Origin of the sequence: Georgenia thermotolerans (assembly GCF_009193185.1) — a bacterium.
Taxonomy (GTDB): Bacteria; Actinomycetota; Actinomycetes; order Actinomycetales; family Actinomycetaceae; genus Georgenia; species Georgenia thermotolerans.
Map to the genome: position 1 here is coordinate 26,113 of NZ_VUKF01000018.1, position 13,431 is coordinate 39,543.

12 protein-coding genes are annotated in these 13,431 nt (G+C 74.5%); 7 read left to right on the forward strand and 5 right to left on the reverse strand.

Features of this window, described 5'->3' with window-relative positions; all coding sequences use genetic code 11:
* The first annotated feature begins 146 nt into the window (after positions 1-146).
* Genes GD970_RS10140 through GD970_RS10170 form a run of 7 tightly spaced genes read left to right on the forward strand, consistent with a single transcriptional unit; the run spans position 147 to position 7,170 of the window.
* Complete coding sequence (locus GD970_RS10140) at positions 147-1,325, forward strand: inositol-3-phosphate synthase (protein ID WP_152202767.1); 1,179 nt, start codon at positions 147-149, stop codon at positions 1,323-1,325.
* Positions 1,322-2,182, forward strand: a complete 861-nt coding sequence (locus GD970_RS10145) for an SCO3242 family prenyltransferase (protein ID WP_152202768.1) — start codon at positions 1,322-1,324, stop codon at positions 2,180-2,182. Before GD970_RS10140 ends, GD970_RS10145 begins: the two co-directional genes overlap by 4 nt.
* Entirely contained in the window at positions 2,179-3,066 is an 888-nt protein-coding gene (locus GD970_RS10150; RefSeq protein ID WP_152202769.1) for a sugar phosphate isomerase/epimerase family protein, read from the forward strand. Before GD970_RS10145 ends, GD970_RS10150 begins: the two co-directional genes overlap by 4 nt.
* The gene (locus tag GD970_RS10155; protein WP_152202770.1) at positions 3,063-3,698 is read left to right on the forward strand and encodes an EboA domain-containing protein; all 636 of its coding nucleotides are present in this window, start codon (positions 3,063-3,065) and stop codon (positions 3,696-3,698) included. The genes GD970_RS10150 and GD970_RS10155 overlap by 4 nt, the downstream gene beginning before the upstream one ends.
* 9 nt (positions 3,699-3,707) lie before the next feature.
* Positions 3,708-4,601, forward strand: a complete 894-nt coding sequence (locus GD970_RS10160) for a TatD family hydrolase (RefSeq protein WP_152202771.1) — start codon at positions 3,708-3,710, stop codon at positions 4,599-4,601.
* Positions 4,601-5,770 carry a metabolite traffic protein EboE gene (eboE, locus tag GD970_RS10165; RefSeq protein ID WP_152202772.1) on the forward strand — a complete coding sequence of 390 codons (1,170 nt, stop codon included), beginning with the start codon at positions 4,601-4,603 and terminating at the stop codon, positions 5,768-5,770. Before GD970_RS10160 ends, eboE begins: the two co-directional genes overlap by 1 nt.
* Positions 5,767-7,170 (forward strand): alkaline phosphatase family protein, encoded by a 1,404-nt coding sequence (locus GD970_RS10170; protein WP_152202773.1) that lies wholly within the window; start codon positions 5,767-5,769, stop codon positions 7,168-7,170. The genes eboE and GD970_RS10170 overlap by 4 nt, the downstream gene beginning before the upstream one ends.
* A gap of 123 nt (positions 7,171-7,293) precedes the next feature.
* Here GD970_RS10170 and GD970_RS10175 read toward each other — a convergent pair whose 3' ends face one another.
* From GD970_RS10175 to GD970_RS10195, 5 genes are all read right to left on the reverse strand, one after another.
* Positions 7,294-8,298 carry a sugar phosphate isomerase/epimerase family protein gene (locus tag GD970_RS10175; RefSeq protein WP_152202774.1) on the reverse strand — a complete coding sequence of 335 codons (1,005 nt, stop codon included), beginning with the start codon at positions 8,296-8,298 and terminating at the stop codon, positions 7,294-7,296.
* A 10-nt stretch (positions 8,299-8,308) separates the two neighbouring features.
* Complete coding sequence (locus GD970_RS10180) at positions 8,309-9,508, reverse strand: Gfo/Idh/MocA family protein (RefSeq protein ID WP_152202775.1); 1,200 nt, start codon at positions 9,506-9,508, stop codon at positions 8,309-8,311.
* 64 nt (positions 9,509-9,572) lie between these two features.
* A complete protein-coding gene (locus GD970_RS10185; RefSeq protein WP_152202776.1) occupies positions 9,573-10,631 on the reverse strand; it encodes a substrate-binding domain-containing protein in 1,059 nt (352 codons plus the stop codon).
* Positions 10,632-10,799: 168 nt separating this feature from the next.
* Positions 10,800-11,846 carry an ABC transporter permease gene (locus GD970_RS10190; RefSeq protein WP_152202777.1) on the reverse strand — a complete coding sequence of 349 codons (1,047 nt, stop codon included), beginning with the start codon at positions 11,844-11,846 and terminating at the stop codon, positions 10,800-10,802.
* Entirely contained in the window at positions 11,843-13,354 is a 1,512-nt protein-coding gene (locus tag GD970_RS10195; RefSeq protein WP_152202778.1) for a sugar ABC transporter ATP-binding protein, read from the reverse strand. The genes GD970_RS10190 and GD970_RS10195 overlap by 4 nt, the downstream gene beginning before the upstream one ends.
* Between the last annotated feature and the right edge of the window lie 77 nt (positions 13,355-13,431).

Below are 13,431 nucleotides of genomic sequence, written 5' to 3' on the forward strand. Positions count from 1 at the left end.
ATCCGCGTCATTCTTCCCGACCGCGGCGCAATTGGGAAGGAGACGGACACACTCCGAGAAACATTTCCGGAACCCGGCACGGGACGCTAGCCTCGGGAAATCCGAGGAGCGCCACGGCGGCGCCCGGTGAGAAATACGAGGTAACGATGCCTGCTGCTGCCACCGACAACGATTCCGCCCGGACCGGGGTGTGGTTCGTCGGCGCCCGAGGGTCCGTGGCGACGACCGCCACGCTCGGGGCGCTCGCCGCCCGCAAGGGCCTGGCTCCGCGCACCGGTCTCGTCTCCGAGCTGCCCGAGGTCGCGGCGGCCGGGCTGCCCGGCGTCGAGTCCCTCGTCTTCGCCGGCCACGACGTGGCGACCGAGCCGCTGCCCGAGCGGGCGCTGACGCTGGCTCGCGGCGGCGTCGTGCCGCTCGACCTTGCCCGCTCCCTCGCGGACGAGCTCGCCGAGGTGGACGGCCGGATCCGCTCGGGCGCCCGCGCCGACGGCGAGCCGCAGCGCGACGTCGCCGCGCGGCTGAGCGCCGACCTCGAGGGCTTCCGGACCGAGCACGGCCTGGACCGGGTCGTGGTGGTGGACGTCTCGAGCACCGAGCCCCCGGTGGAGCCCTCCCCCGCGCTCGAGCACCTCGCCGAGCTGGAGCGCGCCCTCGACGCCGGAGGCTCGCCCCTGCCGCCGAGCTCGCTGTACGCCTACGCGGCCTTCCGGGCCGGCTGCCCTCTGGCCGAGTTCACCCCGAGCACCGGTCCCCACCTTGGCGCGCTGGCCGAGCTCGCGAAGGAGCAGGGCCTGCCCTGGGCCGGGCGGGACGGCAAGACCGGCGAGACGCTGCTGAAGTCCGTCCTCGCGCCGATGTTCGCCACCCGCGCCCTGACGGTCCGGTCCTGGGCCTCCTACAACCTCCTCGGCGGCGGCGACGGGAACACCCTCGCCGACCCGCACGCCGCGGCGAGCAAGACCGCCACCAAGGCGATGGGGCTCCAGGCCATGCTCGGCCACCCGGTCGACGGCCCGCTCCACATCGACTACGTCGAGGACCTCGGGGACTGGAAGACCGCCTGGGACCACATCTCCTTCGAGGGCTTCCTCGGCACCCGGATGAGCATGCAGTTCACCTGGCAGGGGTGCGACTCCGCGCTCGCCGCGCCGCTCGTGCTCGACCTGGCCCGCCTCCTCGCCCGGGCCCACGAGGCGGGCGAGGCGGGCGCCATGGGCGCCCTGGGCTTCTTCTTCAAGGAGCCCCTGGGCAGCTACGAGCACGGCCTCGCGGCCCAGTGGCGCGCCCTGACCCAGTGGTGCGAGCACCTCGGGTCGCTGTCGTGACGACGGCGCGCGACCTCGCCGAGCTCGTCCGGCTCCCGGCGGCGCTGACCGTGCCTGGCGACGTGCTCGCCGGCGCGGCCGCCGCCGGATGGCCGGCCGGCGCCCGCACCGCGGCGCTGCCGGCCGCGTCGGTGTGCCTGTACTGGGCAGGGATGGCGCTGAACGACTACGCCGACCGCGACCTCGACGCCGCCGAGCGGCCCGAGCGGCCCCTCCCCTCCGGCCGGATCACCCCGCGCGCGGCGCTGGCCGTGGCCGGCGGCCTCACCGCCGCCGGCGTGGGGCTGGCGGCCCTCGCCGGCCGGCCGGCCCGGCGGACGGCGACCGCCCTGGCGGCCACCGTGTGGGCCTACGACCTGCTCGCCAAGCCCACCCCGGCCGGGCCCGTCGTCATGGCCGCCGCCCGCGGGCTCGACGTCCTGCTCGGCGCGGCCGGCAATGCCCGCGCCGCCGTCCCGGCCGCGCTGGCCGTCACCGCGCACACCGTCGGCGTGACGGCGCTGAGCCGGGGCGAGGTCCACGGCACCTCCCCCCGGGTCGCCGCCGCGGCCGCCACCACCACCGCCGCCGTCGCGGCGGGCACGCTGGTCGCCTCGGCGGGCCGGCCGTGGGTGGCGCGGGCCGCCGCGGCGGTGCTGACCGGGCTGTACGCGGGTGGGGTCGGCGGTGCCCAGCGCCGCGCCGTCGCCCGCCCGGGCGCCCCGGAGGTCCGTGCCGCCACCGGCGCGGGCATCCGCGGGCTGGTGCCGCTGCAGGCGGCCTGGACGGCGGCGGCCGGCGCCCTGCCCGCGGCCGCGGCCCTGGTGGCGCTCGGCCCGCTGGCCCGTGCCGCGTCCCGGCGGATCGCGCTGACATGAGCCTCACGCTCGCCTACGGCACCAACGGCTTCGCCGACCACCGCCTGTCCGAGGCGCTCAGCGTCGTCGCCGGACTGGGCTACGACGGCGTCGCGCTCACCCTCGACCACGGACACCTCGACCCCTTCGCACCGGACCTGCCCGCACGGGTGGCCGCGGTGCGCCGCCTGCTCGAGCGCCACGGGCTGGCGGTGGCCGTCGAGACCGGGGCGCGCTACCTGCTCGACCCGTGGCACAAGCACGAGCCCACGCTCGTCTCCGACACCGGCCGGGAGGTCCGGGTGGACCTGCTGCGCCGGGCCGTCGACGTCGCCGCCGACCTCGGCGCCGGCGTGGTCTCGCTGTGGTCGGGCATCCTGCCGGCCGGTGTCACCGCGGCCGAGGGCTGGTCGCGCGTGCTGAGCGGGCTGGAGGCCGTGCTGCCCCACGCCGAGCGGGCGGGCGTCGTGCTCGCCGTCGAGCCCGAGCCGGGCATGTTCCTCGACCGGCTGGCCGCCGTCCTGGAGCTGCGCCGCCGCCTCGGCGACCCCGACCACCTGCGGGTCACCCTCGACATCGGCCACCTCGTGTGCAACGAGACCGACCCGCCCCCCGCCCTCGTCGGCCAGGCCGCCGGCCTGCTCGCCCACGTCCAGATCGACGACATGCGCCGCGGCGTGCACGAGCACCTCGAGTTCGGTGAGGGCGAGGTCGACCTCCCGCCCGTGCTCGCCGCGCTCGAGGACGCCGGGTACGCCGGCCTCGTCGCCGTCGAGCTGCCCCGCCACTCCCACGCCGCCCCGCTGGTGGCCCGCCGCTCCCTCGAGGCGCTGCGCGCGGCCCTGGGCCGCGCCCGGGAGCACCGCGTCCCCCGTCCCGCACCCATCCCGGAGGTACTCCGATGACCGCAGCCCCCACGCTGGCCGCCGCCCTCACCGACGAGGGCCGCGGCCGGCTCACCGACCTCATCCAGGAGGTCCGCCACGACCCCGCGGCCGCCCGGCGCCGCTTCCCGGCGGCCGCCCGCCTCGTGGGCCGCGGGCCCACCGACCCGTCCGACCCGCTGGGCGTGACCACCCCGCTGGTCGAGGACCTCGTGCGCGGCGCGCTGCTCGAGGCCCTCGCCGCGGCCCGCGACGGCGCAGCCGACCGGATCCTCCAGGACGTCGAGGCGCTCTACCGCGACGGCGACGCCGACGAGAAGCGGGCCGTGCTGCGCGCCCTGCCGGCCCTGCCCGTCGGCGCCGGCGCCCTGCCCCTGCTGCGCGACGCCCTGCGCACCAACGACACCCGCCTCGTGGCCGCCGCCATGGGCGCCTACGCCACCGCCCACCTCGACGACGACGCCTGGCGCCAGGGCGTCCTCAAGTGCCTGTTCGTCGGGGTCCCCGTCGCCGCGGTCGACGGGCTCGACCGCCGCGCCGACGCCGAGCTCGTCCGGATGGTGACCGCCTACGCCGAGGAGCGCCGCGCCGCCGGCCGCGAGGTGCCCGCCGACGCCACCCGCATCCTCACCGACCACGCCCCGACCCCCTGAGGAGCCACCATGCGCATCTTCGACCCGCACATCCACATGACCTCGCGGACCACCGACGACTACGAGGCCATGCACGCCGCCGGCGTGCGCGCCCTCGTCGAGCCGGCGTTCTGGCTCGGCCAGCCCCGCACCAACGTCGGCTCCTTCATCGACTACTTCGACGCCCTGCTGGGCTGGGAGCGCTTCCGCGCCGCCCAGTTCGGCATCGTCCACCACGCCACGATCGCGCTGAACCCCAAGGAGGCCAACGACCCGCGCTGCACCCCCGTGCTCGACGTCCTCCCCCGCTACCTCGACAAGGACGGCGTGGTCGCCGTCGGCGAGGTGGGCTTCGACTCCATGACGCCCGAGGAGGAGCGCGTCTTCGTCCGCCAGCTCGAGCTGGCCGGCGAGCACGACCTGCCCGTCATGGTGCACACCCCGCACCGCGACAAGGCGGCCGGTACCCGGCACACCCTCGAGCTCGTGCGCCAGGTGGGCATCGAGCCGGGCCGGGTCCTGGTGGACCACCTCAACGAGACCACCGTGGCGATGGTCGAGGACGCCGGGTGCTGGATGGGCTTCTCCATCTACCCCGACACCAAGATGGACGAGGACCGCATGGTACGGATCCTCGGCGAGCGCGGCCTGGACCGGGTCCTGGTCAACTCCGCCGCCGACTGGGGCCGCAGCGACCCGCTCAAGACCGCCAAGACGGGCACCGCCATGCTCGCGGCCGGCTTCACCGACGCCGACGTCGACACCGTGCTGTGGCAGAACCCCGTCGCCTTCTACGGCCAGAGCGGCCGGCTGCTCATCGACGACGCCGGCCCGGCCGGCGCCACCTTCGAGGGCAACTCGATCCTGCGCGGCGAGCCCGTCGCCGGCGCCGGCCGCCAGGCGGTCGCGGCGGGGGCGGAGTAGTGCGCCTGCGCCACCGCGACGGCACGATCGTCCACCTCGCCTACTGCACCAACGTCCACCCGGCCGAGGACTTCGCCGGGCTGCGCGACCAGCTGCGCCGCTTCGCCGCCCCGGTGCGCCGCGAGCTCGGCGTCGACCGCCTCGGCGTGGGCCTGTGGCTCCCGGCCGGGGCGGCGGCCCGCCTGGCCGGCGACCCCGCCGAGCTGGCCGAGCTGCGGGCGGACCTGGACCGCCTCGGCCTCGAGGTCGTCACGCTCAACGCCTTCCCGTACGCCCACTTCCACGCCCCGGTGGTCAAGCAGGCGGTGTACCACCCGGACTGGACGGACGAGGCGCGGCTGACCTACACCCTCGACGCGGCCCGCGTGCTCGCCGGGCTGCTGCCCGACGACGTCGCCCGGGGCTCCATCAGCACCCTGCCCCTGGCCTGGCGCGAGCCCTGGTCGCCCGACCAGGCGGGCGCCGCCGCGGCCCAGCTCGACCGGCTCGCCGCCGGGCTGGGCCAGATCGCCGCCGAGACCGGCCGCCGCGTGCGCGTGGCCGTCGAGCCCGAGCCGGGCTGCGTCGTCGAGACCGTGGCGGACGCCGTCGAGCACCTCGCCGGCGTGGACACCGAGCACCTCGGGCTGTGCCTGGACACCTGCCACCTGGCCACCTCCTTCGAGGACGCGGAGGCCGCGCTCGGCGCGCTCGACCGCGTGGGGCTGCCGATCGTCAAGACGCAGGTCTCCGCCGCCCTGCACGCCGAGGACCCGCGCGACCCGGCCACCCGGCAGGCCCTGGCCGGGTTCGTCGAGGACCGGTTCCTCCACCAGACGCGCGAGCTCGACGGCGCCGGCCTGCTGGCCCGCGACGACCTGCCCGACGCCCTCACCGGCGCCGACGCGCTGCCCGGCGAGGGGCCCTGGCGGGTGCACTTCCACGTGCCGCTGCACGCCGAGCCCGACCCGCCCCTGCGCAGCACCCGCGACGTCCTCGCCGCCACCCTCGAGAGGCTCCTCGGCGGCGAGCACCCGCGCACCGACCACCTCGAGCTGGAGACCTACACCTGGTCCGTCCTACCGCCCCACCGCCGCCCGCACGACGACGCCGGTCTCGTCGCCGGCCTCGCCGCCGAGCTGGCCTGGGCGCGGGACCAGCTCACCCGCCTCGACCTGGAGGTCCTGTGAACCGCACCCTCGTCCTCGACGTCGTCGGGCTGACCCCCCGGCTGCTCGAGCACATGCCCCACCTGCGCAGCGTGGGCGGCCCCGGCGGGCGCGCCGAGCTCGGCACCGTGCTGCCCGCGGTGACCTGCTCGGCGCAGTCGACGTTCCTCACCGGGCTGCCGCCGCGCGACCACGGCATCGTGGGCAACGGCTGGTACTTCCGGGAGCTGGGCGAGGTCTTCCTCTGGCGCCAGCACAACCGCCTGGTCGGCGGGGAGAAGGTCTGGGAGACCATCCGGCGCCACCGGCCCGGCTACCGGGTCGCGAACGTGTTCTGGTGGTACGCCATGGGCTCCACCGCCGACACGACGATCACCCCGCGGCCGGAGTACTACGCCGACGGGCGCAAGGAGCCGGACTGCTGGACCTGGCCGCCGCAGCTGCACGACGAGCTGACCGCCGAGCTGGGCCGCTTCCCGCTGTTCAAGTACTGGGGGCCGGGGACGTCGATCGACGTCTCGAAGTGGATCGTCGCCGCGGCCCGGCGCCTCATGCCCGAGCACGACCTCACCCTCGTCTACGTCCCGCACCTGGACTACGACCTCCAGCGCTACGGGCCTTCCTCGCCCCAGGCGGCCGCCGCCGCCCGGGAGGTCGACACCGCCCTCGCGCCGCTGCTCGACGACGCCCGGCGCACCGGCACCACGGTGGTCGCGCTCAGCGAGTACGGCATCACCGACGTCGCCCGGCCCGTGGACGTCAACCGGGTGCTGCGCCGCGCCGGGCTGCTCCACGTGCACACCAACCGCACCGGCGAGCTGCTCGACCCGTGGACCTCGCGCGCCTTCGCGGTGGCCGACCACCAGGTGGCGCACGTGTACGTCAACGACCCGGCCGACCTGCCGGCGGTGCGCGACCTGCTCGCCGGCGTCGACGGGGTGGCCGAGGTGCTGGACCGCGAGGGCCAGGCCGCCTACGGCCTCGACCACCCCCGGGCCGGGGACCTCGTGCTGGTCGCCGAGCCGGACGCCTGGTTCACCTACTACTACTGGCTCGACGACGCCCGGGCGCCCGACTTCGCCCGCATCGTGGAGATCCACAAGAAGCCCGGCTACGACCCGGCTGAGCTGTTCCTCGACCCCGAGGACCGCTGGGCCAAGGCCCGGGCGGCCGGGGCGGTGCTGCGCAAGAAGGCCGGCCTGCGCTACCGGATCGACGTCGTCCCGCTCGACCCCTCGCCGGTGCGCGGGAGCCACGGCCGGCTCCCGGACGACGCCGCGGACGGGCCCGTGCTGCTGTGCTCGGCCGGCGACCTGCCCGCCCGGGTCGAGGCCACGGAGGTGCGCGACCTGCTGCTGCGGCTGGCCGGCGTGCCGGTCACCGCGCCGGTGGCCCCGGCCGCGGCGCCGGCGGAGGTCTGACCGGCGCACGTGCCTGAGCCGCGTCGCGCCTCAGGCACGCGGAGACAGCAGGAAGGGCCTCACCCGTGCGGGTGAGGCCCTTCCGTGGTGGCCCGGCCGGCCCGGTCGGCCGGGCCGGGGCGGTCAGCGCACGCTGAAGGCGGCGTCGAACGCGGCGGCCGGCTTGTCGAAGGCCAGCTTGCGCACGAACGCCAGCGCCTCGGGGGCGCCGACCAGCCGGTCCATCCCGGCGTCCTCCCACTCCACCGAGATGGGCCCGTCGTAGTCGATGGTGTTGAGCATCCGGAAGCAGTCCTCCCAGGGCACGTCGCCGTGGCCGGTGGAGACGAAGTCCCAGCCGCGGCGCGGGTCCGCCCAGGGCAGGTGGGAACCCATGCGCCCGTTGCGCCCGTTGCCCACCCGGCGCTTCGCGTCCTTGCAGTCCACGTGGTAGATCCGGTCCTTGAAGTCCCACAGGAAGCCCACCGGGTCCAGGTCCTGCCACACGAAGTGGCTCGGGTCCCAGTTCAGCCCGAAGGCCTCGCGGTGCCCGATCGCCTCGAGCGCGCGCACGGTGGTCCAGTAGTCGTAGGCGATCTCGCTGGGGTGGACCTCGTGGGCGAAGCGCACCCCCACCTCGTCGAAGACGTCGAGGATCGGGTTCCACCGGTCGGCGAAGTCCTGGAAACCGGCCTCGACCCACTCCTCCTTCACCGGCGGGAACATGGCCACGTACTTCCAGATCGACGACCCGGTGAAGCCCACGACCGTCTTGACCCCCAGCCGGGCGGCGGTGCGGGCGGTCAGCTTCATCTCCTCCGCGGCGCGCTGGCGCACGCCCTCGGGCTCGCCGTCGCCCCACACCTGGTCGGGCAGCATGTCGCGGTGCCGCTCGTCGATCGGGTCGTCGCACACCGCCTGCCCCTTGAGGTGGTTGGAGATGGCGTAGACCTTGAGGTTGTGCCGCTCGAGGATGTCGAGGCGGTCCTGGATGTAGGCGTCGTCCTCGGCGCCGCGCCAGGGGTCGAGGTGGTCGCCCCAGCAGGCGATCTCCAGCCCGTCGTACCCCCACTCGGAGGCGAGCCGGGCCACCTCCTCGAAGGGCAGGTCGGCCCACTGGCCGGTGAACAGGGTGATCGGTCGCGTCATGGTCCCTCCCTTAGGACTGTGCGGCCGCCGCGTGGGCGGCGATGTCGGTGTAGACGCTGCGTGCGGCGCTGGAGCGCTCGACGGCGTCGAGCACGCGCTGCACGGCCAGGCCGTCGGCGAAGGACGGCGTGGGCTGCTCCCCCGCCGCGACGGCGCGGACGAGGTCGACGGCCTGGTGGACGAAGCCGTGCTCGTAGCCGAGGCCGTGCCCGGCGGGCCACCAGCTCGCCACGTAGGGGTGCTCGGGCTCGGTGACGAGGATCCGGCGGAACCCCGCGGTGCGGGCCGGCTCGCTGGCGTCGTAGTACTCCAGGACGTTCATGTCCTCGAAGTCGAACGCCAGGGACCCGGTGGTGCCGTTGACCTCGATGCGGATGGCGTTCTTGCGGCCCCAGGCGAAGCGGGTGGCGTCGAACACGGCCGGGGCGCCGCTCGCGAGGCGGGCGGTGAACATCGCCGTGTCGTCCACGGTCACCGGCCCCCGCTCGCTGCCGCCCACCCCGTGCAGGCCGTCGAAGCTCTCCGCCACGGGCCGCTCGGCCACGAGGGTCTCGAGCATCGCGGACACCCCGGCCACCCGCTCGCCGGTGATGAAGTGGGTGAGGTCGATGATGTGGGCGCCGATGTCGCCCAGCGCGCCGGAGCCGGCCTTGGCCTTGTCGGTGCGCCAGGACAGCGGCGCCTCGGCGTCGGCCAGCCAGTCCTGCAGGTACTGGCAGCGCACCTGCCGGACCTCGCCGATGCGGCCCTCGACCACCAGCTGGCGGGCGAGCTGGACGGCCGGCACGCGCCGGTAGGTGAAGCCCACCATGGAGAGCACGCCGCGGGCGGCGGCCTCCTCGGCCGCCGCGGCCATCGTCTCCGCCTCGGCGAGGGTGTTCGCCATCGGCTTCTCGACGAGGACGTGCTTGCCGGCCTCGAGCGCCGCGCAGGCGATCTCGGCGTGGGTGTCCCCGGGGGTGCAGATGTCGACGAGGTCGACGTCGTCGCGCTCGAGCACCCGCCGCCAGTCCGTCTCCACCTCCTGCCAGCCCAGCCGGTCCGCCGCCGCCTGCGCCGCGTCGGCGTGGCGGCCCACGAGGACCTGCATGCGCGGCTCGAGCGGCAGGTCGAAGAAGCGGGGGGCCACCCGCCACCCCTGGGAGTGGGCGCGTCCCATGAACGCGTAGCCGATCATGGCCACGCGGAGCGGCCGTGCTGCCTGACTCATCAGAAAATCTCTCCTCACCTCTCCTGGGCGGGCCGCCCGGCGGGGACCGCCGGGCGGCGTCGCGTCAGGACTGGAACGCCGTGGGCAGGTACTGGTCGACGTTGTCCTTGGTCACCACGGGCGCGTGGAGCTGGACGGTGCGCGGCACCTCGACCTCGACGAGGTCGCTCATGGCCTTGCCCTGGGCGATGAGCCGGGCGAGGCGGATGCCGTCGGCGGCCTGCGTGGACGGGTAGATGACGGTCGCCTCGACGACGGTGCCGCCGGACTTGATCATCTCCATGACGTTCTTCGACCCGGCGCCGCCGACGAGGAAGAACTCGTCGCGGCCGGCGTTGTCGATCGCGGCCATGACGCCGACGCCCTGGTCGTCGTCGTGGTTCCAGATGGCGTCGATCTTCGGTGCGGCCTGCAGCAGGTTGGAGGCGGCCGTCTCCCCGCCCTGGACGGTGAAGTCGGCGGCCACGCGGTTGGAGACCTTCAGCCCGCAGTCCTTCAGGGCGTCGGCGAAGCCCTGGCTGCGGTCCTGGGTCAGCGGCAGGTTGTCGATGCCGGCGATCTCGGCGACGACGGCGTCGGACTTGCCGCCGAGCCGGTCGCAGATGTAGGTGCCGGCCGAGACGCCCATGCCGTAGTTGTCACCGAGGACGGTGGTCCGGGCGGCGAACGGGCTGGAGAACTCGCGGTCGACGTTGACGACGGGGATGCCGGCCTCCATCGCCTTGGTGGCGACGTCGGTGAGGGCGGCGCCGTCGAAGGGCAGCAGGACGATGGCGTCGACCTTGTCGTTGATGAACTGCTCGATCTGGCTGATCTGCAGGTTGACGTCGTTGGTGCCCTCGGCGACCTTGAGGTCGACGTCCGTGTACTTCTCGGCCTCGGCCTGGGCGGCGGAGGTGATCGCGCCCATCCAGCCGTGGTCGGCGGCCGGGGCGGAGAAGCCGATGGTGACGGTGTCACCCGGCTCGTCGTTGGCCCCGGCGGGCGCCGGCGCGGCGCTGCCGCCCCCGCTGGTCTCGCTCGGCGCGGGGGTGTTCGAGGTGCAGGCGGCCAGGACGGCGGCCCCGGCCAGGACCGCCAGCGGGGCCATGACCCGGCGGCGCAGCGTCTTCGGTGCGGACATGCTTTCTCTCCTTGGGAAGGGGTTGGGCGTCAAACAACGGGGTGGTGCTGGGACAAGGGGTGCGGTCGAGGGCGGACGGGTGATGGAGAAACCACAGGTGCGGGACCGCGGTTGCGGTCCGAGGCCGTGCGGGACAGGTGCGGCCGGGCGACGGCGCCCGGCCACGCCTCAGGTGCGGCGGGAGAAGCGCTGCTGGAGCAGCACGGCGGCGACGATGATGGCGCCCTTGGCCACCGACTGGGCCGAGATGGACAGGTTGTTCTGGGTGAAGATGTTCGTCAGCGTCGCGAAGATGAGGACGCCGAGGACGGTGCCGACGATGGTGCCGCGTCCGCCGATGAGCAGCGTGCCGCCGACGACGACGGCGGCGATGACGTCGAGCTCCAGGAGCTGGCCGTGGGTGGACGAGCCGGCGGTGGTGCGGGCGAGCATCATGAGCCCGCCGATGCCGGCGGTGAGGCCGGCAATGGCGTAGAGGTACATCGTGTGCCGCTGGACCTTGATGCCTGCGAGCCGCGCGGCCTCGGGGTTGCCACCGACCGCGACCGTGCGCCGGCCGAAGGTGGTGCGGTTGAGCACGACCCACCCGGCCGCGGCGACCACGACGAAGATCCACACGAGCACCGGGATGCCGAGGACGTCGGCCTGGAAGAAGTCGAGGAAGGGCCGGACGGTGACGAGCTGAGTCCGCCGCTGGGCGATCATCTCGGCCAGGCCGCGGGCGGCGACCATCATCGCCAGGGTGGCGATGAACGCCACGACCCTGCCGTAGGCGACAAGGACGCCGTTGACGAGCCCGGCGGCGGTACCCACGGCGAGGGCGGTGAAGACCATGATGACCCAGTGGGTGTTGGTCGCCATCGTCTGGGTGGCGAGCGTCGTCGCCCACACGCTGGACAGCCCCAGGACCGAGCCGACGGACAGGTCGATGCCGCCGGCGGTGATGACGAAGGTCATCCCCACGCTGACCACGCCGGTGACGGCTGCCAGGCGCAGGATCGTCATGACGTTGTCGAGGCTGGCGAAGCGCTCGCCGGCGGTCGCCACGCCGATGACCACCAGCAGCGCCAGGGCGATGACGAGGCCGAGGTTGCGGCCGAGGCCGAGCCCGCGCCAGCGGGCCGGAGCCGCCTTCGGCTCGGCCCCCGCGGGGAGCAGGTCCCGGTTGGACGGCGGCAGCGCCGCCGCGCTCCCGGTGGTCTGCGGCTCGCTCACGAGTGAGCTCCTTCCATGACGAGGTCGAGCACACCGTGCTCGTCGATGAGGTGGGACGGGCCCTGGTGGACGATGCGGCCGTCGGCGACGACGAGGACCTGGTCGGACAGCCCCAGGACCTCCTCGATCTCGCTGGACACGACGACGACGGCGGCACCCTCCGCGGCGAGGCGGCGGACGAGGCCGTAGATCTCGGCGCGGGCGCCGACGTCGACGCCGCGGGTGGGCTCGTCGAGCAGGAGCACCGTGCAGCCGTGGACGAGCCAGCGGGCGAGCATCGCCTTCTGCTGGTTGCCGCCGGAGAGGGTGCGGATGGCCCGTTCGGGGTCGGCCGGGGACAGCTGCATCGCCTGAATCTGCTCTCGGGCGGCGCCGCGCTCGGCGCGCTCGTCCAGAAACCCCGTGCGGGCGAAGCGCGCGAAGGTCGAGAGGGTGATGTTGCGGTACACCGGCTCGTCCAGCAGCAGGCCCTGGCTCTTGCGCTCCTCCGGCGCCAGACCGACGCCGCGGGCGACGGCGTCGGGCACCGAGCCCGCCCGCAGTTCCTGACCGTGCACCCGCACGGTCCCGGCGGTGCGGCGGCGGGCGCCGTAGACGGTCTCGAGGATCTCGGACCGGCCGGCGCCCACGAGGCCGGCGAGCCCGACGATCTCCCCGGCGCGCACCGTGAACGAGACGTCCTGGAACACCCCGGCGAGGGCCAGGTCCTCGACCTCGAGCACCGGCTCACCCTGGACCTCCCGCGGCTCGCCGCCCAGCGCCGCGTCCACGGTGCGGCCGGTCATGAGCCGGATGAGCTCGCGGGTCGGGGTGCCGGCGACGTCGAGGTTGGCGGCGACCGTCCGCCCGTCCTTGAGGACGGTGATGCGGTCGCCGATCTGGCGGATCTCCTCCAGGCGGTGGGAGATGTAGATGACGGCGACACCCTCGGCGGTCAGCGAGCGCACCACCCGGAAGAGGTTCTCCACCTCCTCGGGGTCGAGCACCGCGGACGGCTCGTCCATGACGATGACCTTGGCGTTGCGCGACAGCGCCCGGGCCATGGACACGATCTGCTTGCCGGCCGCGGAGAGCCGGCCCACCTCGCGCCCGGGCGAGATCTCCCGGTGGCCGAGCCGGCGCAGCAGGTCCCGGGTGCGCGCGTGCGCCTCGGACCGGCGGAGGAACCCGCCCCGGGCCAGCTCGTGGCCGAGGAAGATGTTCTCGGCGACGGTCAGGCCGTCGACGACGTCGAGCTCCTGGTACATCGTGGCGACGCCGAGGTCGAGCGCGGCCTGGGGGCCGGAGATCGTCACCGGCTCCCCGAGCCAGCGGATCTCGCCGTCGTCGGGCTGGTGGGCGCCGGCGAGGATCTTGATGAGCGTGGACTTCCCGGCGCCGTTCTGGCCGAGGAGGCAGTGGACCTCGCCGGCACGGATGTCGAGGTCGACACCGTCGAGGGCCCGGGCGCCGGGGAAGGTCTTGACGATGTCGCGCATCTGCAGCAGGAGGGGGTCGGCTGTGACCATGGGCACAACCTACGGAGGCTTCTGTCGGCCGTCAAGCAAAAGTCGCGACCAATTTGCGGCGTTGCCTTGCCGCGACG